23 protein-coding genes and 1 pseudogene are annotated in these 22,960 nt (G+C 52.9%); 12 read left to right on the forward strand and 12 right to left on the reverse strand.

The genetic code is table 11. The features are described from left to right. Positions 1-49: 49 nt before the first annotated feature. A pseudogene (locus NMUL_RS10615) lies at positions 50-441 on the forward strand (DDE-type integrase/transposase/recombinase); the annotation flags it as partial. A gap of 82 nt (positions 442-523) precedes the next feature. Here the strand turns inward: NMUL_RS10615 and NMUL_RS16195 are convergent. Next, positions 524-700, reverse strand: coding sequence for a hypothetical protein (locus NMUL_RS16195; RefSeq protein ID WP_202944824.1), 177 nt, complete (start codon positions 698-700; stop codon positions 524-526). A 312-nt stretch (positions 701-1,012) separates the two neighbouring features. Further along, on the reverse strand, positions 1,013-1,552 hold the full coding sequence (locus NMUL_RS10620) for an FxDxF family PEP-CTERM protein (protein WP_011381341.1): 540 nt from the start codon (positions 1,550-1,552) through the stop codon (positions 1,013-1,015). 1,176 nt (positions 1,553-2,728) lie between these two features. On the opposite strand from NMUL_RS10620, the gene NMUL_RS10630 reads away from it, so the two are divergent. The 6 genes from NMUL_RS10630 (at position 2,729) to NMUL_RS10655 (ending at position 7,793) form a co-directional block, all read left to right on the forward strand. Further along, positions 2,729-2,989 (forward strand): hypothetical protein, encoded by a 261-nt coding sequence (locus NMUL_RS10630; RefSeq protein ID WP_041352558.1) that lies wholly within the window; start codon positions 2,729-2,731, stop codon positions 2,987-2,989. Between the two features lie 136 nt (positions 2,990-3,125). After that, positions 3,126-4,223: a sulfate ABC transporter substrate-binding protein gene (locus NMUL_RS10635; protein WP_011381342.1), complete on the forward strand. Its 1,098-nt coding sequence runs from the start codon at positions 3,126-3,128 to the stop codon at positions 4,221-4,223. A gap of 725 nt (positions 4,224-4,948) precedes the next feature. Continuing rightward, positions 4,949-5,224, forward strand: coding sequence for a type II toxin-antitoxin system RelB/DinJ family antitoxin (locus NMUL_RS10640; protein WP_011381343.1), 276 nt, complete (start codon positions 4,949-4,951; stop codon positions 5,222-5,224). After that, positions 5,211-5,492, forward strand: coding sequence for a type II toxin-antitoxin system YafQ family toxin (locus NMUL_RS10645; RefSeq protein WP_011381344.1), 282 nt, complete (start codon positions 5,211-5,213; stop codon positions 5,490-5,492). The genes NMUL_RS10640 and NMUL_RS10645 overlap by 14 nt, the downstream gene beginning before the upstream one ends. Before the next feature lie 880 nt (positions 5,493-6,372). After that, positions 6,373-7,140 (forward strand): Crp/Fnr family transcriptional regulator, encoded by a 768-nt coding sequence (locus NMUL_RS10650; protein ID WP_011381345.1) that lies wholly within the window; start codon positions 6,373-6,375, stop codon positions 7,138-7,140. 155 nt (positions 7,141-7,295) lie between these two features. Next, a complete protein-coding gene (locus tag NMUL_RS10655) occupies positions 7,296-7,793 on the forward strand; it encodes a response regulator (RefSeq protein ID WP_238529807.1) in 498 nt (165 codons plus the stop codon). A gap of 823 nt (positions 7,794-8,616) precedes the next feature. Here the strand turns inward: NMUL_RS10655 and NMUL_RS10660 are convergent. Beyond that, positions 8,617-9,324 carry a PEP-CTERM sorting domain-containing protein gene (locus NMUL_RS10660; RefSeq protein WP_104009778.1) on the reverse strand — a complete coding sequence of 236 codons (708 nt, stop codon included), beginning with the start codon at positions 9,322-9,324 and terminating at the stop codon, positions 8,617-8,619. 345 nt (positions 9,325-9,669) lie between these two features. Here NMUL_RS10660 and NMUL_RS10665 point away from each other — a divergent pair, with 345 nt between their 5' ends. Beyond that, positions 9,670-10,917 (forward strand): diguanylate cyclase domain-containing protein, encoded by a 1,248-nt coding sequence (locus NMUL_RS10665; protein ID WP_238529808.1) that lies wholly within the window; start codon positions 9,670-9,672, stop codon positions 10,915-10,917. A 98-nt stretch (positions 10,918-11,015) separates the two neighbouring features. On the opposite strand, the gene NMUL_RS16020 is transcribed toward NMUL_RS10665, so the two are convergent. After that, positions 11,016-11,204: a hypothetical protein gene (locus NMUL_RS16020; protein WP_167535583.1), complete on the reverse strand. Its 189-nt coding sequence runs from the start codon at positions 11,202-11,204 to the stop codon at positions 11,016-11,018. 48 nt (positions 11,205-11,252) lie between these two features. Between NMUL_RS16020 and NMUL_RS16025 the strand changes: the two genes are divergently transcribed. Next, entirely contained in the window at positions 11,253-11,408 is a 156-nt protein-coding gene (locus NMUL_RS16025) for a DUF4113 domain-containing protein (protein WP_238529809.1), read from the forward strand. 68 nt (positions 11,409-11,476) lie between these two features. Here the strand turns inward: NMUL_RS16025 and NMUL_RS10680 are convergent, their stop codons facing one another. The 3 genes from NMUL_RS10680 to NMUL_RS10690 form a co-directional block, all read right to left on the reverse strand. Beyond that, entirely contained in the window at positions 11,477-12,298 is an 822-nt protein-coding gene (locus NMUL_RS10680; RefSeq protein ID WP_011381350.1) for a DUF932 domain-containing protein, read from the reverse strand. A 651-nt stretch (positions 12,299-12,949) separates the two neighbouring features. Beyond that, positions 12,950-13,573, reverse strand: a complete 624-nt coding sequence (locus tag NMUL_RS10685) for an RES family NAD+ phosphorylase (protein WP_011381352.1) — start codon at positions 13,571-13,573, stop codon at positions 12,950-12,952. Positions 13,574-13,585: 12 nt separating this feature from the next. After that, on the reverse strand, positions 13,586-14,212 hold the full coding sequence (locus NMUL_RS10690; protein ID WP_011381353.1) for a hypothetical protein: 627 nt from the start codon (positions 14,210-14,212) through the stop codon (positions 13,586-13,588). Positions 14,213-14,231: 19 nt separating this feature from the next. On the opposite strand from NMUL_RS10690, the gene NMUL_RS10695 reads away from it, so the two are divergent. Beyond that, entirely contained in the window at positions 14,232-14,519 is a 288-nt protein-coding gene (locus NMUL_RS10695) for a hypothetical protein (RefSeq protein WP_011381354.1), read from the forward strand. Further along, positions 14,519-14,782, forward strand: a complete 264-nt coding sequence (locus NMUL_RS16670) for a hypothetical protein (protein WP_041352564.1) — start codon at positions 14,519-14,521, stop codon at positions 14,780-14,782. Before NMUL_RS10695 ends, NMUL_RS16670 begins: the two co-directional genes overlap by 1 nt. Positions 14,783-15,300: 518 nt before the next feature. On the opposite strand, the gene NMUL_RS10705 is transcribed toward NMUL_RS16670, so the two are convergent. From NMUL_RS10705 to NMUL_RS10720, 4 genes are read right to left on the reverse strand one after another with little or no spacing between them, the layout of a single operon-like run. Beyond that, positions 15,301-16,284, reverse strand: coding sequence for a hypothetical protein (locus NMUL_RS10705; protein WP_011381356.1), 984 nt, complete (start codon positions 16,282-16,284; stop codon positions 15,301-15,303). 52 nt (positions 16,285-16,336) lie between these two features. After that, complete coding sequence (locus NMUL_RS10710; protein ID WP_011381357.1) at positions 16,337-17,320, reverse strand: cellulase family glycosylhydrolase; 984 nt, start codon at positions 17,318-17,320, stop codon at positions 16,337-16,339. Positions 17,321-17,325: 5 nt separating this feature from the next. Next, the gene (locus NMUL_RS15000) at positions 17,326-19,851 is read right to left on the reverse strand and encodes a hypothetical protein (protein WP_011381358.1); all 2,526 of its coding nucleotides are present in this window, start codon (positions 19,849-19,851) and stop codon (positions 17,326-17,328) included. Then, the gene (locus tag NMUL_RS10720; RefSeq protein ID WP_011381359.1) at positions 19,848-20,153 is read right to left on the reverse strand and encodes a hypothetical protein; all 306 of its coding nucleotides are present in this window, start codon (positions 20,151-20,153) and stop codon (positions 19,848-19,850) included. Before NMUL_RS10720 ends, NMUL_RS15000 begins: the two co-directional genes overlap by 4 nt. A gap of 1,031 nt (positions 20,154-21,184) precedes the next feature. On the opposite strand from NMUL_RS10720, the gene NMUL_RS10725 reads away from it, so the two are divergent. Next, positions 21,185-22,051: a DMT family transporter gene (locus NMUL_RS10725; protein ID WP_011381361.1), complete on the forward strand. Its 867-nt coding sequence runs from the start codon at positions 21,185-21,187 to the stop codon at positions 22,049-22,051. Between the two features lie 408 nt (positions 22,052-22,459). Here NMUL_RS10725 and NMUL_RS10730 read toward each other — a convergent pair whose 3' ends face one another. Next, positions 22,460-22,747, reverse strand: coding sequence for a hypothetical protein (locus NMUL_RS10730; RefSeq protein ID WP_011381362.1), 288 nt, complete (start codon positions 22,745-22,747; stop codon positions 22,460-22,462). Positions 22,748-22,960 lie beyond the last annotated feature (213 nt).

A 22,960-nucleotide genomic window follows, 5' to 3' on the forward strand; every position in this document is an offset into this window, starting at 1 on the left:
CTTCACCGACAAGGGATGGGAATGGGTAGGATAAAAGCCAGGCAAACGGCGGGGCATGCTGTACCGTGTGTACCATGGGAAAGGCTTGTCTCTGCGCTATCGACCGGAACGTCGCTCCAGAGCGCAGGTAACGCGGCCACAATGCAAGCCTGCCTCCGACCTGATCAGGCGTGGAGCCTGGATTTTGTGGTTGATCAACTCTCCAATGGAAATTGGTTCCGTTGCCTGATGATCATTGATGTCTTTACGCGGGAATGCCTGGCAATTGAAATTGGTCAGCGGTTGTCAGGTACAGACGTGGTGACAGCGCTCAACAGGATACGCCAGAGCGGGCGCCTGCCTGGAACCCTGTTCTGTGATAACGGAAGTGAATTCACAAGCCAGATTCTTGACTTGTGGGCGTATCACAACAAAGTCAAAATCGAGTTTAGCAGGCCAGGAATACAATGAGAGTCATCCTCACAGGGCACTTGGAGAAACCGCACGGCTGAATTCCCCCACCAGCACTGGTTGAAACAGGATTTCAGATGAGAAAATACGGCCGACGACTAACCCTGGAGTTGGCTACAAAAGCTGGGCCGATCAGTGACCCCGCTGACACCGTGATCTGTAAATAGCTGCTCGCATCCCCGGTTAAAGCATCCAGCTGCAGGTCAAGATTCTGATTATCGGTGGAAACCCGCACATAGCCGATTTTCATGAATTTCTTCTCCCTTTCGCACAACCCTTACGCAACATCACGAAGCAAAAAAACGATGCCTTGCATTTTCCGTTTGAGTGTAGCAAAAGGCCTCCCCTTTACTGCATCAACTAAAAAGAGATTTCAAGTGATTTGGCAGGATCGCACGCCATGATAGGAAAGCCTGAAGCGGCTGGAATGATCTGTAACAAGCAGCAACGAGAAATGGGGATGGTGAACCTTACTAATGAATTCTTGAGAGCAAATGTGGGACGAAATACCAAAATGCGAACGGGAGCCAAGGCTCCCGTTTTGTTGACTTGGGCTTATTGATTAAGCAAGAGACCTGCGACGAACTATCGCACCTATAATACCTAGCCCCACTAGCAGCATGGCGTAGGTCTCAGGCTCAGGAATTGCTGAAACACTGATCGCGCCACTGTATAAGCCACCAAGTGAACCGTTTGCAATCCCGGAGATACTTATATACATATTTCCCCCCAAACTTGGTTCCCCTGTAAAGCCGATGGTGTTGCCACCTGGAACCAGAAATGACGCAACATTCGTATCATCGCTGTTGAAAAGAATCCCATCAGCGTTCGAGTAAAGTGATATGGAAGAGATAATGGTATTGAAGTTCTCTTCTCCCGGAATACTAAGCGGAAAATTGAGAATGCTATAGCCCGATCCACTATTGGGCGGCAGAATGAAGCTGAAAATGTCATTAAAAGGTCCAGGGGATAAAACACTGCCGGTGAAGGTTGTAGGTATTGCGGGGTTCACATTACCTAAATCGGTTACCGTAGCATTGGCGCTAGCTGTCCCGATCAACATCAAGACAAAAACGATTTTCTTAAAAAAGGAACTGACCATATCTTTACCTTTAATTATTTTTAGAATAAGTCATAAATTTAGCTAAGCAGTAATTGCTTAGCCGAAGGAAGGGCAAGCAATTTTTGTGCCATTTATTATTAATATTTTAAAACAATTATTTATGATGTGAATTTGTAAAAACAGAGGGGAAATGTAAAAGTTACTGACATTCCCACACTGCTTCCCATACCTCTGGCATATGACCAGAGATTATTTCATTGGCTGTATCGTACTTCCTATTTCCACCACTACCCCCATTACGTGGCAAATTCACCAGGTTAAAACCAGCCGGATCGGTCCTAATTACTCTCTGGGCATTAGGAAGCATGCGGCCAAGCTCCTTCTCCAATCTCTCCTTTTCGGTTTATTCAAGAAGGCCCACGTCCTTAAGTATTGCTCTATCCTTAGCAGCGCTCTGGCTAGAACCCTACTATCAGCTTGGTATTTATCGATATAGTTATCCCACCGCTTAATCCAGTCGGCCCGTTCGGCTTTCGCCTTTTCATGATTTTCGAGGGTATACATTTCAAACCACCAGGAAATTCCGATCCAAATTCTCAAGTGTCTTACTTAGACCACTTTTCTACAATTGGACATAGGTACACTTACACTGAATATTCACCCTCCAGTCTCTCTGACCTTGCCGGGTGAGCCAACATCTCCGTAGCCCACGACCCACGCATGGGGGGAAAATACAAGGGACGAAACACCCCTGTCCGGCAGGAGGTAGTCCGTCTTGCAGAAGAGTGGATGACGAAGACCGCTCTTGCTGGTCAACTAAACATGGGAGCCATTGCATACGCCAAAAAAGGGTTAACGAATGGTTGCACGCACGTTGGGAAACTTTGGTGGTAACGCCTCATGAAGCGCCTCTTTCTCAAGATAGACCCATTCCCCTTTGCCAGATGGACAACCTACTTGGGAACGCTCTTATTTTGATAAGCAATTCTTTTTTTATTGGTTCTGATAAGCAGATGATGGTGCTAAATTTCCTTCCTTGATTATTATTTTTGAAGGAAATGAAAATGACGTTCGATAATTTCCCGTCTTGCTACTCACAGGTCAGGGCAGGATATACCCGTAACCCTGATCAGAAACGGTGGCCGCCTTTATAAAAGGTTGTAACAAATTCTCAGTACCCTATGCAGAGCAAGTCTTATTAGACAGGAGTGATCCATGTTTGAATACGCCGTGTATATACGAACCAGAGAGGGCTACATCACGCGCATGGATAACGTTATTTCCAACCTGGCTTACGATCCTTGGGAAACCTACGGTTCTTTGGCCCCTTACGTGCACGAAGAAGAACTCGTTGGCTTTCCTGAATCCGTAGTGCTTTGGGAAAACAGTACAGGACCAAGCGTGGGCATAGCCCCCATTAATCCTCATTCTCCCCCTGCTGGTAGTATCCTTCCCCCCGCCTTATCGGTGTGTTAGAGCCAAAATTGCCTGCGCAACTGGCTTGACTTAAAGCCAGGTAACACCAATTCCTGTGTCTGTTCTGATGGAGGAAGCGGTGAACAAGCACCAATTTATGCTCGATCCATTTTGTGTTACTTGGAGGAAATTAAAAATGACACCCGATAGTTCCCGTTTTGCTGTAGGTATATTTATAGTGTTGGTGAGTCTCGGCGGCGCCTACGCTACTCTGAATAATTTTTCCGATCGTCCTGCCGGCTCCGCTGAGCGGTTACACGAGGAATTGAACGTCGGTTTTGCCTCTCACTGGAGAGCTCGGACGGGCGTGAACATCAAGGTCGATCAGGCCCGGAGCAGGTCGGGGAAGCCCGTACATATTACGCTCGATGGGCTTGATATTCCCGCCCTTGCGCTGTCCTACGATGTGGACAAGCTGCATGATAAGGAAAGATTTATTGCACCTGACTTCCGTCAGCTTTTAGCGCAGGATTTTCGGACTGGCTCTTATCCTTCCCCCTATACCTCGACCATCGTATTCCTGGTAAGGAAAGGCAATCCAAAGAAACTCAAGGACTGGGGCGATCTGGTACGCTCGGATATAAAAGTAGTTACACCCAATCCAAGGCATTCTGAAAGCGGCCGCTGGAATTATCTTGCGGCGTGGGGATACGCCGTGAGGCGATCAGGCGGCAGCGAACAAGCTGCGCGTGAATTTGTCAGTCAGTTGTTTGCCAATGTCCAGACAGTGGATTACGAGGGTAAAAAGCCGGGAAACTTGGGTGCCGCCTTTGTCTTTCGCAACATCGGCGATGTACTCCTCACCTGGGAAAATGAAGCGTACCTGATCGTTCAGAACAGTGGAGCCGATAAGTTTGAAGTCATCACCCCGTCCATATCAATAGTGGCTGAACCCGCTATAAGTGTGGTGGACGCAGCTGCACGTGGGAAAAGCACACGCCGTGTAGCGGCTTCATACATCGAATACTTATATACACCCCAGGCGCAGCATATCGCCGCCAAGCACTATTACCGTCCCCGCGATCCGGCCATTACCACGAAGTACGTGGACAGGTTTCCGCGCCTTGAGTTGTTTACAGTTGACGAGGTTTCCAGTGGCTGGCAGAAAGCCCAGAAAATACATTTTGCCAGGGGCGGTGTTTTTGACCAGATCACCGGTGATGTTCCGAATTCTGTCGCCGTGAGGGGCGCTATCGATAGGGACCATATTCAAGCCGGCAATGCTAAAGGCTGAACAGCAAATGACAAGGAAAAACGGGAAGCTGGCTGACAAAGCCATCCTGGACTTTCCCTTGTACAAAAATTCCCATCCAACCACTACAGGCCCTTTGCAGGGCCTGTAGCTATCGGGCTCAGTACCTATTCTGCGGCAGGAGTAGACTCCACCTTTAAATTATCCGGCACCACCGCGAGCCGGATAAAGCCTGTTCCGCTTGCCGCACCAGATCGACTTTCTTGAGTCCGTTCATCCTTTGCCCGTGTTGCGACGCTACCGCCTCAGCCACAAGCCATAGCCTCCCTGGCAGAAACCCGCACCGATGTATCCGTGCTCTCGCGCTTCATCGAACAGTGTCGACTCTGGGGGGGCAAAAGATGACGTACTCGCCCTTTTCCACCGGAGCGTCAGTTACGTGATACAGACTAATGGGAATGCTTCTGGTGACATTGGCGCGCAGGCCTGTAGCATGGAAGATGAGCCCCAGCACCAGCAGGCCGAGCGCACGTATCCGATTCTTTGACTGGCCATGACTCTCCCGTCACATAATGTCCGGATAGAGTCCATAGCTCTTACCAAGGACTGTCAATCAATAATAATTTTGAGTCTATCTTGACAAAAAACAGGAGAAAAAGTGTCAGGCAGATTTGTCAGGATTGGGTGTACCCGAATCTGACATTAATTTCCTTTTATTGTAGCTCAAGTGAGCTACAATAATTATTTTTACACATGGAGAAATAACCATGTCCAAAACCGACATCGTGCGCGCCCGAATTGACGCACAAGTGAAAGAAGAAGCAAGCCGAGTATTGGGAGAAATGGGCCTGACACCCTCAGACGGCATACGCATGTTTTTAACAAGTGTGGCCAAGAAAAAAGAGTTGCCGTTTCACCCCATGGATTTCTTCGAACCGAATGCCGAAACCATTGCCGCCATGGAAGAAGTAGAACGCGAGGAAAATATAACGGCGTGTGAAACAGTCGAAGAATTAATGGAACAATTGAATGCGCCGGATTAAGTTTTCGCACACCTTCAAGCGCGATTTCCGGCGCGTGAAGTCTCAGTCACCACATCGGGACATTGACTCTCTGCTGAAAACTACAATGGACTTGTTGGTAACTGATATGCCTTTGCCAGCAAGCTGCGTTGACCACGCCTTGAAGGGAAAATTGAAAGGGTATCGGGATTGCCACATTAAACCAGATGTGGTGTTGATTTATCGCAAGCAAGGCAATGACGTTCTCGAACTCGTACGCCTCGGCTCACATAGCGAACTTGGCATTTAGCGGGTAAGGCAAGTTTAGGGCACCAGCATCCTTCCGCGGCTTCTCGTTTTCAGTTTTGAGAGTTACCCACCCCCTTTCGCCCCTCTTGCCTTACTCACTCGGCCGGGGCTTCGGGCGTGGATAACTCTCCAGTTTTGATCAGGAATAGCTCCCAAGTATTAAGGCCACTCTTTTATCCCCCGCTTCATTTATTCCTTACTCGACCGATTGACTGTTAAGCTCCCAGGAATTTAAAACTGAAACTCGATCAGGGCTCAGACCAGCGAGCATCAGGATAAGGTCTCGGAGCACATCAACCCCAACCAGGGGATAGTTGGATCACTAAATCACGATCGATGAAAAATCTACCGCCTCATTCCTGGCTCCTTGCCTTCCTTATAATGAGAAAAGGCCAATAGCACGAATTCCCTAATTCGCTGCTGCAACTGATCGTCGTTGCGCCTGACGGTATATCCGTATTTCCCTCTACTACGCTGCTACAGCACGGATTGGCAAGCCTGCGGGCATCAGTGCCACTGGAAAAACGTGTACCAAAGTACAGTTAATTCCTTCCTGCCCAATGCTTAGAATGCGCCTGAGTAAAGTTATCCCTGGCCTATCTTTCAGAAGATCCAATGAATAGATCGGCTAGAACAAGGAGAAGACCATCGGTCGCCTATGAAACAGATAGAGGTCAACTCCCTTTTCAAAACATAAATTCCGGAAGGAGAAGGCTCGATACTTAACGGTATTCAATAGAGATAACTCTGCCTACACGATGGCTGCAGGGGTTTCTATATGAAGTAGGCAAGGAAGTCGTAGGGTAGGTGTGAGTGAAATGGCACTTTAAAAGCACCTGCTATCTTCTTTGCTCAAGCCGCACGCCTGTTTTACCATACAAATGTCTACTTTCCACCCGCACCCTCCCACCCAAAACCGCCTCCTGGCCGCTCTGCCGCCAATTGAGCTTGACGATCTGGCACCGCATCTTGAATTGGTTCATCTGCTGCCCGGTGATGTTCTCTGCAAAGCGGGGAAGCAGCTTTCCTATGCCTACTTTCCCACTTCTTCCGTCATTTCCATCCATTGCCTCCTGGAAAATGGGACATTGTCGGAGCTTACAAGCGTAGGGAGAGAAGGCATGCTCGGCGTCTCGCTGTTCATGGGAGGCGAAGATACCCAGAGCTCGGCCACAGTGCAAAGCGCTGGCTACGGCTACCGGCTGAACGCCGCATTTTTGCTGCAGGAATTCAATGAGGGGGGAATGCTACAACGCCTGTTGTTGCGCTACAGCCATGCGCTTGTCACGGAAGCTGCCCAGAATGTGATATGCAGCAGATATCATACAGCACAGCAGCGGCTATGCCGCTGGTTGATGTCCACATGGGATAGACTTGGCTCCCAGGAGCTTGTCCTGACCCAGGAATCAATCGCCAGCATTCTGGGCATTCGACGCGAGAGCGTTACAGCAATTGCAAGAAGGCTGCAGGAAGCTGGAACGATTTGCTACCGCCGTGGCCGCATCATGGTTAATGACCAGGCCGCTCTCCAAAGGGAGTCTTGCGAGTGTTATGACATCATCAAGAAGGAATTTGACGGGGTGTTTGATGATGTGAGGGTATGTGAGAAGGCAAGGCAAAACAGCATAAATGCGGCAAATGCGCTTTAAATCAGTTTTCCGGCATTCCCGTTCTCAAACCCGCTTCAGGTTTTTTTTGTTTATTGACCCAGTCTTTAAGGCCTGACCCTTCCTCTACTTTCAACCGCTTTAAGCTGTTTATGTGAACGAGCGAACAGAACAGTTAAGGAAGTATTAATAAAATTTTGACTAATAGCAGCTCTGTCTCCATTGCGATGGGTAACATGAATCCGTCCCTTTCCGGGCACAAGGTATTGGTTGTAGACGATGAGGAAGAGATACTGGTTATCACCAGGCTGATGCTGGAGTTACACGGCGCTGAAGTGATTACTTCTCTTACTGCTGCTAAAGGGTTGGAACAGGTGCAGATACAAAGGCTCGATCTCATCATAAGCGACATCAGCATGCCTCACATGGACGGCTACCAGTTCATTCAGGCCGTGCGGAACCTCCCCGCCCGTAAAGGGAAAAACACTCCGGCCCTGGCCCTTACCGCTTTCAGCCGATCCCAGGATCGGGAAAGAGCTCTCAATGCCGGTTTCCAGGCGCATCTTTCCAAACCCGTCTCACTTCAAGTATTAATTGAGACTGTGACGCGCGTTACAAATCTGCCCACTCACTCAGCTCACTGGGGAAGACCCATTTCCTCTCCTTCTCAAGCCCGATTCGGTAGCTTGCCCTGATTTTTCTACTTTAATGCGTTTTATATTAGACTGGGGAGAGTACTAACTCCCGAGTAGAGCCGTTACCACCGTCCGTTTATTTTCCGGGCGCTGATGCGCTAGATTCTCCCTGAAACGTATGCTTTGATGCTGGGTAGAAGGAGAGGCTGAGGGAAAGCAATTTATTGAAAAGCTCCATTTAGTAAGACTGGCGTAAGCCAACTTACTGTGCTGGTGTAGCACGGTCCAAGTTCCAATACCCCCGGGAGCTTGAGGAAAGCAGAGACTTTCACCGCATGAGCTTGATTAAATTTTTCGCATTTGCGAAAATCCACGCCGCAAAGCCCCGACCTAAATGAGCCATCGGTGACAAAGCACAATTCTGCAAGAGATCAAGGAAGTTTCCCGCCTTTCCGCCATATCATCCGTTAGTGCAATCGTAATAAGCATTCTGTAAGGGTAGCCTGTTGATGCCTGTTTGAAGGCCATCGACTCGTTGCCTCACGCCCCACTTCACCCCAAAGGAAAATTTAGTTAATGAAGCAGGCTATTGTCCTTACTATTGTTTCCATATTGGTTACCGGGATTGTCGTATGGGGAATTTCGATCCTGTATAAGGGCTTCTTTTAGCCTTCTCACGAATCTTCCCAACATGGGGTAGAGTAGAGTGGATCATTAGTCGGGAGTGGAACGGCATGCGTACCAGTAATGTTCGAATGCCTTGGTGATACTGGTCCGGGCAAAGGATTTGAAAAAAAGGAAGGGTCGCACTCCAGACACAGCGGAGCGCAAAAGCAATCCGCTCAGGAAGTATCGGTTCACGGCTGCATGCAGAAATAAAAAGCTATTCTTTACGTCTGCGCGTCAAGCCGATACCAGTTAGTCCCAAACCCAGCAATGCCAGGGTCGCTGGTTCCGGAACATTGGCCACTTGATTCGGATCCTCCTGCGGAGGAGTGCTGCCTTCGCCGCCAATGTACTTCAAGGCACCTCCTCCCGATCCCTGGATATGCACCATTGCGAGCGAAGCGGGTTTATCGCCCCCACCATTAGCATTAACCAGAACAGCAAAATCGCTAACCCGAACAACTGACACACCATCTGCAGCACTGACTGTCCACGTACTGTATTCACCGTCGACAAACCGAAGCGAAGGATTCCTATTGCTCGTAGGATATTTCAGTTCAAAGTAAAAATCGTAGCCTGCGTCTTTCCCCGGCGGGTTTATTCCGAAATCAGCGCTGCTTACCAGTTGCGTTCCCCCGAAGTTCCCGAATGAGCTGCTGTTAAGCAGAGGGACTCCATCGTAGGAAAATAAAAGCTTGGAAATAAATGCCTCATCTCCAATAGCGCCGAGATCACCCACCGAATTCTGGAAGTTGAAATCCACACTATTTCCGTTCTGGGTCAGAGTCAGCGTAGCGACTGTTACGCTGCTGCCAATGGGGTTACCGGTGAGGTGTGTACTTATGTCGATGATGAGGGCGGAAGCTGATAGTGGTGCTGTCACCAATAAAGTGCCAGTGAGCGCTCCTGCAATAAGTTTGTTCATGTTTCCCCCTTGTTTTTGATATTTGTTTCCATTCATCATGGATCCCACATTCGAAAGATATAAGCACGAATCGTACCCAATGTACATCTATTTAATTTAAAGGGATAAATTTCATCTCAGGCTATTTAATGTAAGAATTACCGACATTCCTAAAGCCTGAAGCGCTCACAGTCTCTTTAAGTATGAGTGTGAAATACCGAACAGCATGAGCCACCGCTTGGTATTACCCTAATCTCCAATGTGTAATGCAATGCCGTGGTTACTGAACAGAATAGTTGCAGGCAACTTTTCCCGATGATAGCGCCCTCACGCAATTTATTACTCTGCAATAAAGGAAAGACCGAATTGAACCATTCGTTCTCCATGCTGCAAGCCATCGTAGAATCGACGCCCTATGGGCTTCTGGTGACCAACAAGCACGGGCACTTGCTTTGCTATAACCAGCCCTATATGGATATGTGGCGCATTCCCCCTGAGGTCATGGTCAATGCGAGACACCAGATAATTTTCGGGCATTACTCCAGTCAATTAAGAGATCCACAACAATTCCTTCACTCAACCGAGGTAATTTATGGCACGTGGTTGCCCGAAAGTTTCGACATCCTCGAATTCCTCGATGGGCGGGCATTCGAACGCCATACAAAAGCCACGACCTTGGAAGGGCCAAACATGGTGCGTGTTTGGAGCTTCAAGGACATCACTGAACGCAGGCAGGCGGAGGCCTATAAAGCGCAGTTGGCCGCAATGGTCGAGTCCTCGGACGATGCAATCATTGTCAAGGACCTGAACGCCATTATCACAAGCTGGAATGCCGGGGCGGAACGGATTTTCGGGTACCAGGCAAGCGAAATAACAGGCTCTTCCATACTGGCCTTAATTCCCCCGGAGCGTCATGAAGAAGAGAAGGGGATCATGAGCCTCGTCAAGAGCGGGAACCGCGTGGACCATTTTGAAACCATGTGGTGGGGAAAGGGCAAGAAACCGATTGATGTCTCGGTCACGACATCGGCAGTGAAGGATAGTGACGGCAATATTGTGGGCATATCACAGATTGCGCGGGATATCACCAAGCGCAAGGAATCACAGAAACGCATCGAGTATCTTGCCCATTACGATCCGCTAACCGGGCTGCCCAATCGCGCGTTGCTCGCAGACAGAATGAAAACTGCCATCGAGAATGCCAAGCGTTATTCCTTCCAGTTGGCAGTCCTGTTTGTGGACCTTGACCACTTCAAGCTAATCAATGATTCGCTTGGTCATGAAATCGGTGACAAGCTGCTCAAGATCGTAGCCGAGCGCATGCGATCCAGGCTGCGTCAAACCGATACCGTCAGCCGGCTGGGAGGTGACGAATTTATTATCCTGCTGAGCCGGATTAATGCAGCATCCGATGCCGCTTGCGTCGCCGAGAAAATTATTGCAGCACTATCCCAGCCCTACCACCTTGAACAGCATGAGTTGGGGCTGGGCGCGAGCATCGGGATCAGCATTTATCCGGACAGCGGCAAGGATACCAGCAGCTTGTTGCGCAGTGCCGATGAAGCGATGTACTCTGCCAAAGGACAGGGTAGGAACCGCTATCATGGTCCGTAGCGCCAGTGATTGAACAAGGACCTGGCCGACTGAATAGACGATTCGACGAAATTGGTAAAACAGTCGCGCCTCAGGTCCTGACACCTCAAAGAATGTTTTCATTCAGCCCAATCCCTTTCCGCAGCCAAGCCCCTCAGTACGATAGCAGCATCGTCATCCCCCTGCCCAATGCGAGCGCGGATACGCGCCTGCTGGTGCGCGCCGCCCTGTGAAAATCTATCGAGGGTTTTGCCTACAAGAAAGCCGGCGTGATGCTGATGGGCATAAATGATGCGCAAATCATTCAAGAATCGTTACTGCACGAGCATGGTGCGGGCGAGCGATCGCAACGTTTGATGAAGGCCATGGATGCTCTCAATTTACGCTATGGACGCAATACCGTTTCCGTTTTTACTCCTGCATCTCCCAAGTCCTGGGCCATGGGCCGGGAAGCGATGTCGCCCTGCTATACCACGCGCTGGAGTGATGTGCCAGTAGCGCACGCACGCTGACAGTCTTGTTTTCGTGGATGTGAAACAGGACGGGGGCCAGCCGAAGATACTGACCCCCTGTAATACAGTTATTTCAACTTTCTCATTTCCTCAGCCAGTACCCATAAGGCGCGGTTAAGCTTCACATTTTGATCGATGCCGGTCACAGCGCGGGTGGTCATGGAGCGCCCAGATTTGTTCCTCCCTCGTAGACCGCCCTTGATCATATTTTCCTGAACACGGCTGAAGGTCGTCCACATGTCGCTTGCGCGATCGGAGAAACGCCTTGGCGTCAGTAAATCCCGCTCCGTAATTGGCACTGGTTTTTCCGAATCTTCATATTTGAGGGTCAAGGCGGCTCGTGCGAAAGCCGCTTGTTCGCCTTTATTCAAGGTGAGCGATTTCATCTCTTCGAGCTGCTCATCGACTGTCTCAAAGCTCTCCAGCACACTATATGCGCCATCAATGATGGTGTTCACGGCATCGCCGTTATGCCGCACCCGCACATCATGCAAGGTGTCTCCACAGACCATTCCATTGGCGCACACGAACCGGAACATTCCGGCCATCATCTGGCAGGAACTGCTGCCGTCATGGCTGTTGAGCAGGATGATCTCGTTTGCTTCCTCGCCATTGATCTGGCTTGCATGGCGCAAACGAAGCATATGCCTGGTGTATTCCCGCTTCCCTTCGTCCCGCACGCGCGCCTGGCAAACCATGAAAGGCTCGAATCCTTCATGGCGCAGGCCTCGCAGGATTTCCCTGGTAGGAATGTAGGCGTACCGGTGAGAACGGCTGTGATGCTTGCCCTGGGCAAAGATTGAGGGTGCAACCCACGCTATCTGTTCATCGGACAGCGGACGTTCGGAACGGAAAACTGCAGGGGTATGGAAAGTGCTAGCGAGTGTCATGATTGCCTCCTTGAAGAGATGGTTGATGAAGGAGAAGTTGTGAAAATCACATCCTCTCATTCGGACTCTCCTCGCCTCGCCCCTGGGGGCGACGGGAGTGGGGAGACAGCCCTTGCCCTCACGGGCAAGGGTTGGGAATGGGTGGGGTAAAAGCCAGGCAAATAGCGGGACTAAAGCTTCCCGCGTATTCGTTTATCCCCCCACAAGTCCCCCTCACAGAATGTTGGGGGGCGTTGTGGGGGGATTGGTGCGGGAAGCATTGGGCGTGCCGGCGAGGCTGGAATTCAAGTGCGCCGCGACCGCAAGGCTTTGCGGATCACAGGCCGTGACAGAAAAGCAAAGCGGCTGGCAGGGCCTGTGACAAGCGGCAAACGAGAAATGGGAAAGTTTCGCACGTGCGAAAATCCCAACGGACGACGAAGAATAACAGAAATCTACCCAGGAACTCTTGCAAAAAAGTCTCGAACCGGGAATAAGTGCGACTAATGTGGCACTCATTTTAGATAAATCTTTTTTAAGCGTTTTAACAGGCTCAAAGAATCCAGCAGGCCCATCTTTCGCTCCAGAATCGCCTCTTGAGCCTTAGCCAACGGTCAACGCGCGTAATTGACGCTGATATCCTTAACGTGCTTTAAAGTGCGAATCGTGTCTTTACCTCTTTCTGACACGTGGACCAGGATCGAATTCCACGCCGATCCGGTATTTCTCGACGAAGCCTGGCCACTCCACATGCTCGGGCAGATCGATGTCGTCGACCACCTTGACCTTGCCCTGTGCCCGCTCGAACAATGCGATGCTGGTAGAGGGAAAGTTGTTGCGCGACGGATAGAGTACCCCGTCGAACAGCGGCACGTGATCGGCATCCAACATCGCATGCACCCGAGCGGAAACCTGCTGCGTGTGCGTGTAGTCACGGCTGGCCAATTGCTCCAAGGTCAAACCAAAGTAGCCTGCCATGACGCCTGCGGCTGTGAGGTCCGCCAATTGCAGAGCGTCCACTACACCGACCGCGCGTACCAGCCGGCTCTGGACTTCAGTCAACGTAATCGAGCGTTTGGTGTCCTGGCCCCACTGGTGTTTGTGAAACACCGACTCCATTAATGCCGTGGGTAGATCGGGGCCAAGGTAGAGCACACCATAGTTCCTGGCCGGATCGTCATAGCGGTTCGTGCCATCGTGGCCGTAGTACAGCGGCGTACCGCGGTAGGCAACTCGGCTCACATGCTGAAGTAACTCACGTGAGTCGATGCGCAGCGTGGGAAGCTCGATGCCCATGCCAGCCTTCCGTCAATGCACGCCAAGCACATTGAAGACCGCTTTTGCCACTGCATTGACCGAATCGGCAGTCACCACCTCCACCGGCGAACGCCCGGCCAATCCTTCGAGCGGTTCGGACAGGGCGCGGTACAGCGTCCAGGCATCAACATCGAGCGCAGCCTGTAGCACGATCTGGGTCAGTTGCTGTTTCACCGGATCGAGCTGCCAGTCGGGCAACCTCTGGCCCCGCGGCCCCACGTTCAGCGCCAACAGCCGGCGCGCTTCGATGTCCTTGTAGATCTGCTGGCGCGACTTGTTCGCCAGCCGGGCAAAGTCTGGTAGCGGCAGGTTATGCGACTGCTCGAAAGCCTCCAACAACAGGGCACGACCGCGCTGGATGTCAGTCTGGCTCGGTACCCAGCTGATGTCGGCACGCAACGCTGCAGCCTTCCTGGCCAAGGTCTGCTCCACCGGCTCCACTTCGATTTCCATGGACGATGGGAGTTCGATCGATTCAAGGCGTTCCTGCATGAACGCTTCCAGTTCGGCTGCAAAGGCCTGAGCATTCCGAATCTCGACAGTATTGGAGAAACGGCGTACTTCATCCAAGGTCACCCTTGGCAGGTGGTTGGCAATGAATTCCAAGGTCTTGGGCATGGATAGCTCCCGTTAACAGATGGAGACAAATCTAGTCGCCTTTGTCTCTTTTGTCAACTATGACAACCAACACTCGTCAAATGGGAACGGGCCTAGCATCCAATCTGCAAGTTCGCGACTCATCAGCAAGGATGGCAAACCGGTGGCCGCTCTGGTGGATGCGGAACTGTTCGCCCGCATCCGCCGCATGTATGACCGCTTCGATGAGCTCAGCAACCGTCTGGCTGAAAGATACAGGGATGTGCCCGAGGAAGAAGGTTTGACCGAGATCGATGCTCTGGTGGAAGAGGAACGGAAGAAGCGCTGATGTCGGTGTTGCGCGTCGTGCTCGACACCAATGTGCTGGTATCGGGCCTCGCATATTCGCCCAAGTCCAACAACGTGGCCCCGGGAAGCGCATCGACCAGCAGATCGAGGTCGCTGCCGTCCCGGTCGGTGCCATGCAGCACCGAACCGAAGACGCGCGGGTTCGCGGTGCGGAAGCGGCCTACCGCTTCACGCACTGCGCTTCGCTTCATGTCAAGCGCAACGGACGGTCGCATAGCATTCTTCCTTATCGAAACGCGTTGAGATGATAGCAAGAATAGATTTTCAAGAATTATTTTCGAGAGAAACACGTTGCAACAAATCTGACCAATTCCATTAGATATAACTGAAACAGCAGCTTAAGAAGCTTATCCACAACCCTATCCCCGGTCTATCCCCGGTAACAGGGGAAAACCTCATTATCCCGCCCTTCACCTGGGAAAGCTTCACTGGCCCGAAGTAACGGCTATCGAAGGATGCCAGCTCACATCCGATATGAGCAGCAATTCAGACTCCTTCAAAGTGTAATCAGAAAACGGATAGCGGGGCAGAACCTGCCTGGGCTGTCCTCTTCGCGCGGCGCGCTTGCCGGCAAAACCTTACCATTGACGGCAATTCCCCATGCATTCAATCGGGCATATAGCAGATTGTTGCCGTTGTTGCCACCAAGAGCTGCTCCCTAGACGGGATAAACACTGGAGTAGCAGCGTGGAACACATCAATACCTTGAGAAAAAAGGTAAGTTCGTCGGCATCATAAGTTTCTACAGGGACAAAAAACATTCATCGAGTCGCGATTATGGCGCCAAAGTACTCAGCGGTGAACTGTGCCGGGCTCAGCTCCGACTGATGGTAGGTGGCACGCAACGCGCTGACCGGACCCACCGGGTTGCCCCAGGTCCAGACGTCGAAATCGACTGTGCCATACTCTGTCACGACAATCGGAGATTTCAAGACAGCGTTGTGGGTGTCATTGCCGGGCCCGGTTATGGTTTCCTTGAACATTCGCGAATCGATCGACAGAATGACGACGCTGGTCTGCGGATCGAGCTTCGCCGCGGCGGCAAAATTGTTCTTCGAACCGCGGCCGTCCGCCAGGGACACATCCTTGAACACTCCTGTCGCGCGCAACCAGTCGGCGACCTCGCCATTGGAGGAACCGCTTCCCCAATCGTCGCTTGGCGTGCCGTCGTAGCTGATAATAAAATTGTTCGCGTCACGCAGCGCGCTCATCATCATCCACTCTGCGCTCCATTTAATTGCGTCCTTGTCGGCACTGTTCCTGTCCACCATCATTTTCGCCACCTTGGTGAAGTCCTGCGATCTGAGGCTCTCCCTCGGCCGGACCCAGACGTCGGTACCGACCGAAGCAGCGCCGCCGTTGTATAGTTGCACACAATACCGGGCTACGGACCAAGGGTCCTCCGACAACCAGACATAAAGGAACGCGGCCTCGCCGCACAGGCCATTGCCCCCCTGGTTGACGAGGTACGGGCTATCAAGCAGAAGCTCGAGGCGATCCGCCACGCTCGTGCGATCGAGGCCCGGCCACTTGCCCCGGCCCACCTGCCCCCGGAAACGATTGATCATCGTCTTGGCCTTGGCCACGGCTAAAGGCCGGTCGAGACGGGCGGGAGGTGAGCTCCCTTTCGACGCAAGCCCATACACCAGCGAACCCACCGAGGCCGCCGCAGCCAGCGGCAGCAGATACTTGTCCGCGTAGATGGAGAGGGGATTCTGAAAACCTGAGTAATTGGGATCGTTCATGAACAGATTACCCGTGCGGTGCGGCCGCGTCGTATATATGAAATCGGGCAAATCACAGCAGATCGTAGATGGGCTGAAAGTAAGGGCCGACGGTATAGGGATACGGCGTAGACGATACCTTCTGGAATGGCACCGGCTGGATCATGTTCATGCGGCCCCCGTCGCCGTTCCAGGCCCAGCCGAACACCGGCCAGTCCCTGGATTTTGCGTACTTGACGAGATCGGCCCATGGGGTCTTGCCGCCCGAGCCGTCGTCACCGAATTCCCCCAGCATGCAACCCCGGCCCGTCGCCGCCAGTTCGTCGAGGTCGGCCGTGGTCATCGCCCGCTGCCTTGACAGCGAGAAGGCTTGCGGATAGACATGCGCCGAGAGAATGATCTTGGGATCCTTAAGGGTCTGGCCGGACTTGCCGACGACGGCAAGAGCCGCGGTGTGCGCCTCCTGCCCGAAGCCCGGGAGGTCTACGATGATGGGGCCGTCGTAGACGCTGCGCACGGTGGCGATGGCCTGGTTGTAGCTCGCCGCATAGTCGTTGGGGGTGATGGCGTGGCCACCCCATTCGTTCATCAGGTTAATGGTGAATGCACCAGCCTTGCTTAAAGAGGAGTAGTTGGTGACCCACCAGGCTGCGGCCTTGAAGAGTTCATTCGGGTCGTCCATGAGCAGCTGGTCGTTGGTGAGGATCGCTGCGCTGTGAAAGGTCGCAATGACCGCGTACTTGCGGCTTACGGCCTCGCGGATCCAGCGCTCGGCAACCGCCTCCCGGCCCATCTCGATCTCGATCCGCACCGACTTGATCTTGGGGTATTTCGCCATCAGGTTCCATCCCAGGTCGACGTCACCGTCGTAGTAATAGGACGGTTGCAGATTGACGCCGTTGCCGAGTCCCGCTGTGATCGCCGAGGCAACCCGACCGCCTGCAGTATACGGCGAGGACGGACTTTGAGATCCGGCGTAGCTTGCCATACCGTCGCCAGCGGCGGCATAGCCGCCAGACGGTTGCTGCAGGCTGCTGTAGTCATCGCCGCCGGCCATGGGGGTCAGGGGAGCGGATAGGTGGGCAACAAATCCTGCCGGTTGCGCAGATACACGAGTTCGGTGGGCACCACGATCTCCCAGGGAGCCCCCACGAACACCGCACCCACGGCATGCTTCATATTGTTCCCGCTGGCATCGGGGTAGGGTTTGTCGATAATGATCGTCCAAGTCGAATTGTCTCCGACAGTGGTCTGCTCCACCTTGACGATCCGGTAGACCTTGAAGTTCACCAGAATCTCGCGGTCGACGTCATTGTCGAGCGTCAACGTCGCCGGTTGGTCATTGATGAGATCCCAATAGAAGTTGCTGTCCGTCAGCGTCAGGGTGTCGCTGCCCTGCACCGCCGCGATCAGCCCCGGCCGGTCGTTGTAGTCGCATTGATCGGCTTCTTTCAGCTCCTGGATCATGGCCACGTAGTCATCATCGCCTGGGGCCGGCGGCTCGCCGGTGGCGCCCCAGATCTGGCCGGTCTTCAGGAACCAGCTGAACACCGACTCGAGTCCGGGCCGCACTGGAACCTGCACGCGCGCGGCGCCGGACATCAGAAACTTGTCGAACAGGAGATCCCCGGAGTCCTCATCGATCAGGTCCGCCCATTTGCACTTGCGCGCCCACATACTGTGGTAGAAGAGATAGGTCACATATTCCCACTCGAACACCTGTTCGAAGAACTGGATCACCGGAGTGTCCTTTTCGAGCTGCTCGAAGTTGATTTCCGGGTAGCCGCAGGGCGCTACGCGTTCCATCATGGAACCGACGCCATTGAAGTAGTTGCACATCAAAATGGCGATGATATTGCGCTTGAATTCGTTGCGTTCGATCTCGCGATTGAGGAAGGGATTCCTGCCCTTGATCTGGAACAGCTGGTCATCCTTGTTGATGGTGGCGTTGTAGGCATCGAGCTTGCGGTTGTAGTCGGTCATAATCAAGTTGTAGATCTGCGCCTGCCATTTCTCGAAGGCTTCGTCGGTGAGCGTGCAGGTGATGCTGATGGAGCCGCTCAAGGACAACGGCAGGCTCGAAAATCCCGCTAGCGCCACGGTGACCGCGCCCTCCTCGCCCTTCATGGGCATATTGCCGGTGCTGACCCAGTTCTTGTTCGACTGGCCGCCGCCCGAAGCGAACTCGTTGAGCTCGTCGAACATCAGGCAGATATTCCCCACGTTCACCGATATCGCGGCCTGGTCGTCCTGGGGGGTGCTTAACGGGTGCCCGATGGAGCAGCGGATGTCGTAGTCCATCGCGGTGGCCTTGTAACCCTTGGGGATGTCCGGCGATTTGAACTCGTTGGACGAGAACGCCACAGTCTTCTCGTTGTCCGGTTGTGGCACATTCTGGCTGAAAGCGACCTGCACGCACACCGTCGGATCCGGCGGCTGGACCTCATCCGTCGTGGCGATGCCGTACTGGTTGAGCAGGGCGCCATAAGTATTGCGCAGGATCGCCTGCGGCGTGGCCTCGGGTTTCGGCGGCGCCTTCGCATTCTTGTCGCTGGCGAGCTTGAGCTCGTAGAGCTTCTTGAAGATTGCGGCCGGCTCCGGCACGATGACGTCGAACATCATATGCTTGCCGTAGTTGTAGACCTGGGCGTGGCTCACCTTATTGACCCAGTAATAGATCCCGGCGCGGTGATCGGCGCCCGCCTGGGTATTGTCGATGGAATGCTCGTTCTTCTCCTCGACTTCACTCAATACCTTGCTGATCTGCAGCTTGCGCACTTTCTCCTCAACCTTCGAAACCGAGCGATCGACGAGATCCTTGGAATAGGAACGTGCCGTGCTCTGCGACTCCGATTTGGCGAAGTTCGCCGTCACGTTGGCGTGCGGTGTGATAGTCACCGCATCACCGTATTTGACCGTGGCGGTCACGCCCGCATCGATGCCCACTTTCTCGTCGACTGTGCTTTTGACCTCGGATTGCAGGCTGAACTTCTCGTTGACCTCGTGATCGCGCTCTTCCGATGTGGTGGTGTCGGTTTCGGATTCCGTGGTCGACTCCGAGCGGGTCAGCGTGCGATGCCGGCGCAGCTTCTTCTCACCTGCGAGAATATTCTCGATGTCGGCGATATCGCCGGCCTCGAAGCGCGCAAGCTCCTCCTTGATGAGGAACAGATCGCCGATGTAGGGCTTCACGCATATGCAGAAGTTGCTAGGCTTCTGGCAAGACTCGTCGCAAGCACATTCACAGGGATTGCGGCTGGCGGCGACAGCATCGGGCTTGACCGTGGGCAGCTGCATCTTGTTCGGCGTCTTGCAATTCTCGCTGCAGCGTCCCCTCAGGAGCCGTGGCGGTAGTAGAATCGGCTGGGTCAGGATGGCATTAAGCCGCGCCGCCGTGACGTCGGCGGCGACTTGATACCCTTGATCGGTGGCTTTCAGGCACAGCCGAATGAGGTTTCCTATCCGAATAAGCAGCTGAAAGTCGACGCAGTAGTGCGTATGCAGGAATCCGCGCTCGATGGCGAGAATGAGGTTGTCCGCATAATGGCGCCACTCATCCTCCGGCTTTGGCAGATCGCTGGATTTCAAGTAGCGACGAAGTTCTTGAAGTCCTCCAGTTTAAGCGGTCGCGCCTTGAAATTCAGCCAATTGTAGAGGGCAAGCACGACGGGGTTGAGCGATTTCGAGTCGGTGATCTCGTTGGTCTTGTTCGCCTCCCGATAGCGGTTCAGGAGCGCCGTATAAGCGCTGTCGCTGTCCGCATCCTTGAGGCTGTTGGCTAGCTTCGACAACGTGGCATCAGGGTACAGGGGTAATCCGATCTGCTGGGCTTCCTCCGCGGCGATGGTTTGCACCGGCCGCAATAGCTGAAAACGCGTAAGCTCTATCATGGTCGCAACCCCCGATTATAGGATTAGGATCAATAGTGTCCGGCAATTTCCCAGACATTTCATTTATATAATAGGTTAATCCGCAATAGGAAATAGTTATGTTGGGGGATCAGTGATTTGAATATGAATTTTTGAGGAACAGAGGGTTTTTCACAAGGATACTGCACTCGACTGGGGTCAGCAGGACTGCGTTCTGCAGGAAAATTGATACGTCTCCTTTAATGTTGTCGTTTCGATAGCAGTTCTTTCAAACCATTTACACTCCCCTCTGCTGATGCGTTATTCCCAGCTTGTACTACCCCAGTCCGGATGACATTAGGTCGATGTCGATCCCGACCTGAATTTAATTGTTCTGTTGCACAAAGCTCCGCCTGAGCTTCACCGCTTCTGGTAATGTGCGTTACTGTGCATATGACATAGTCGAATTTCCATATACACGAGGTATTTTCTGATGCGAGGTCCCGATGGCTACTATAGCTTTTGAAACCTTCGTTGAGACGCTTCGCCATGACGATACGCTATCGATCTCGCCGATGCGCGTCGCTGATGCCCTGTCGCTCCCGTTGCAGCAGCTCGCGGCAAACTGCAGGCGTTCATCGCAACACCGTGTGTTCACATCCAGAGTCACCGAAACTACAGCACTACCTGCGAGAAATGCTGCGGGTGATGTCGGCAGCGAGTGCCTCGCAATCCGATTTCAATCGTGTACTTTTTTGGTTTAAAAATGTGCCGATCCCATCGTTCAATCACAAGACAGCCTTACAACTCATCGCTGAAGGGCGGACCGACGATGTCGTCGCCTACCTAGAATCAATCCAATCGGGCTATGTCGGATCATCTTGTCCAGCTTCAACGCGAGCGAACTCTATAGGACGCACACGCCACGATGGTCGTTCGCGCCGCTGAGTGCCGCCGGTGCTGCAGTGCAAGGCTGTCGATTCAACGTAAGGGTATCGAGGCTCTATATCTCAAAGGTCGAACGTGTTTTGGAACTATAGTGAACCATAGTCGAGCTTACTGGATCAACATACGTGATAGAAAAAACAACAAGTGGCTGGATCAACGGATTTATCGGAGTGACAATCTTTGCAGGGTCGCTGCCCGCAACCCGCGTCGCAGTCGCCGATTTCTCTCCCTCGTTTCTAACATGCGCACGAGCAACCATTGCCGCGCTACTGGGTTTGGCGCTCTTGCTCGCGCTTCAGCAGCCACGGCCAAAACTCACGGATGTTCCCGCTTTGATTGTGACCGCCCTGGGTGTCGTGGTTGGGTTTCCGTTGCTGACCGCATTGGCGCTGCAACACATTACCTCTGCGCATTCCATCGTCTTCCTTGGCATGCTGCCCTTGTGCACGGCCATCTTTGCCGTGCTCCGTGCGGGTGAGCGTCCCCGCCCGGCGTTCTGGTTGTTTTCGGTAGTCGGTGCAGCCTTCGTTGTCGGCTATGCGGCGATGGGAGGCATCAAGGCATCGCTGCAAGTCGATTTGCTGATGCTGGCAGCCGTCATCGTGTGTGGCCTAGGATATGCGGAAGGCGCCCGCCTGTCCCGCACGTTAGGAGGCTGGCAAGTCATTTGTTGGGCATTGGTGCTGTCGTTGCCGGTCATGTTACCCATCACGTTACTGACGATGCCCTCGTCGTTCAGTCATGTTGGGATGCCGGCGTGGATCGGCCTCGGCTACGTCTCGCTGTTCAGCATGCTGATTGGCTTTGTGTTCTGGTATCGCGGCTTGGTGCAAGGTGGTATCGCGGCAGTCGGACAGCTTCAGTTGTTCCAGCCTTTCATGGGGCTTGGCCTGGCTGCCCTACTGCTGCACGAAAAGGTGAGCTGGGTGATGTTAGTGGTGACGCTGGCGGCCGTGGGTTGCGTCGCAGGTGCAAAGAAGTACGCCACATGACTCCCTACGAACATTGGGAGGTCTGCACTCGTATCCCGGCGGCTTGCCTGCGAGCGTTCGGATATCTATGAGCGCTCAAATTCTGCCAATGCACTCATGATGTGAAATATCAGATTGCCTCGTGCTGTCGTGGGGCCGATGGTTCGTGTCGTCGAGGTACCGAAAGTTGAGGAGTGCGTAAGACTGAATTCTTGTAGAGTCTGAAGCGCCCCAACAAGATCTCGGACCCGGCCGAGCATTTCCTGATGCTGCGCAGGCTCCACGGGATCCGCGACGCCCAGCGATTCGAACTTCCTTTGGCAATACTGGATCAGGAGCTGCATGCCGCGGGAAGCGCGCTCGGCCTTACCCTGCTCGGCCAGTAAGTGGATGTCGACCCGTGTCAGCAGTGTTGAGCTGCAGGAGTGATTAATCTCTATCGAGTTCGAGGAGCTTGCCGTCCTCGCCAACCTTGATCTCGATCTTCGAACCGTCGGCTTTCCTCACGTCGGCTTCATAAAGCGAGATTCTTTTGCCGCCGATCTTTTCGGTTTCTTTCTCGATTTCCTCGATTTTTCCGCCCTCGGCGTTTTCGGTTATTGTTTTCTGCACCGCTGGCGGCACATCAGCCCAAGGAATCTTTTTATCGGCAAAAGCGGACTTTGCAAAGAAGATTACAATCGGAATGGCAGCGGCTGCCAGCATGTTCCTTTTCATTTTTATCCCCATGTTATTAAGAAAGTGGCAAAAAAGCATCATTTGTATTTCTTAGCTGGGCTATCAACATAACAGGTCAAGTCTGTGCAATACCGCACGTACTCAAAACTCCACCACTCTTCACGCCAAGTCCTACGATTCGTTCATGCATCTCCTGGATTATTCCGAGGTTCCATTGATCTGCTTGGGTTTCCAGGACCATTCCGAGAGTTA

The sequence above is a fragment of the Nitrosospira multiformis ATCC 25196 genome, from assembly GCF_000196355.1.
Lineage (GTDB): Bacteria > Pseudomonadota > Gammaproteobacteria > Burkholderiales > Nitrosomonadaceae > Nitrosospira > Nitrosospira multiformis.

Excerpts from the sequence above, each read along its gene's own strand:
- NMUL_RS16195 (WP_202944824.1), bottom strand. The coding sequence starts at position 700 with ATGAAAATCGGCTATGTGCGGGTTTCCACCGATAATCAGAATCTTGAC.
- NMUL_RS10620 (WP_011381341.1), bottom strand. The coding sequence starts at position 1,552 with ATGGTCAGTTCCTTTTTTAAGAAAATCGTTTTTGTCTTGATGTTGATC.
- NMUL_RS10630 (WP_041352558.1), top strand. The coding sequence starts at position 2,729 with ATGTTTGAATACGCCGTGTATATACGAACCAGAGAGGGCTACATCACG.
- NMUL_RS10635 (WP_011381342.1), top strand. The coding sequence starts at position 3,126 with ATGACACCCGATAGTTCCCGTTTTGCTGTAGGTATATTTATAGTGTTG.
- NMUL_RS10640 (WP_011381343.1), top strand. The coding sequence starts at position 4,949 with ATGTCCAAAACCGACATCGTGCGCGCCCGAATTGACGCACAAGTGAAA.
- NMUL_RS10645 (WP_011381344.1), top strand. The coding sequence starts at position 5,211 with ATGCGCCGGATTAAGTTTTCGCACACCTTCAAGCGCGATTTCCGGCGC.
- NMUL_RS10650 (WP_011381345.1), top strand. The coding sequence starts at position 6,373 with ATGTCTACTTTCCACCCGCACCCTCCCACCCAAAACCGCCTCCTGGCC.
- NMUL_RS10660 (WP_104009778.1), bottom strand. The coding sequence starts at position 9,324 with ATGAACAAACTTATTGCAGGAGCGCTCACTGGCACTTTATTGGTGACA.
- NMUL_RS16025 (WP_238529809.1), top strand. The coding sequence starts at position 11,253 with ATGAAGGCCATGGATGCTCTCAATTTACGCTATGGACGCAATACCGTT.
- NMUL_RS10680 (WP_011381350.1), bottom strand. The coding sequence starts at position 12,298 with ATGACACTCGCTAGCACTTTCCATACCCCTGCAGTTTTCCGTTCCGAA.
- NMUL_RS10685 (WP_011381352.1), bottom strand. The coding sequence starts at position 13,573 with ATGGGCATCGAGCTTCCCACGCTGCGCATCGACTCACGTGAGTTACTT.
- NMUL_RS10690 (WP_011381353.1), bottom strand. The coding sequence starts at position 14,212 with ATGCCCAAGACCTTGGAATTCATTGCCAACCACCTGCCAAGGGTGACC.
- NMUL_RS10695 (WP_011381354.1), top strand. The coding sequence starts at position 14,232 with ATGGAGACAAATCTAGTCGCCTTTGTCTCTTTTGTCAACTATGACAAC.
- NMUL_RS16670 (WP_041352564.1), top strand. The coding sequence starts at position 14,519 with ATGTCGGTGTTGCGCGTCGTGCTCGACACCAATGTGCTGGTATCGGGC.
- NMUL_RS10705 (WP_011381356.1), bottom strand. The coding sequence starts at position 16,284 with ATGAACGATCCCAATTACTCAGGTTTTCAGAATCCCCTCTCCATCTAC.
- NMUL_RS10710 (WP_011381357.1), bottom strand. The coding sequence starts at position 17,320 with ATGGCCGGCGGCGATGACTACAGCAGCCTGCAGCAACCGTCTGGCGGC.
- NMUL_RS10720 (WP_011381359.1), bottom strand. The coding sequence starts at position 20,153 with ATGATAGAGCTTACGCGTTTTCAGCTATTGCGGCCGGTGCAAACCATC.
- NMUL_RS10730 (WP_011381362.1), bottom strand. The coding sequence starts at position 22,747 with ATGAAAAGGAACATGCTGGCAGCCGCTGCCATTCCGATTGTAATCTTC.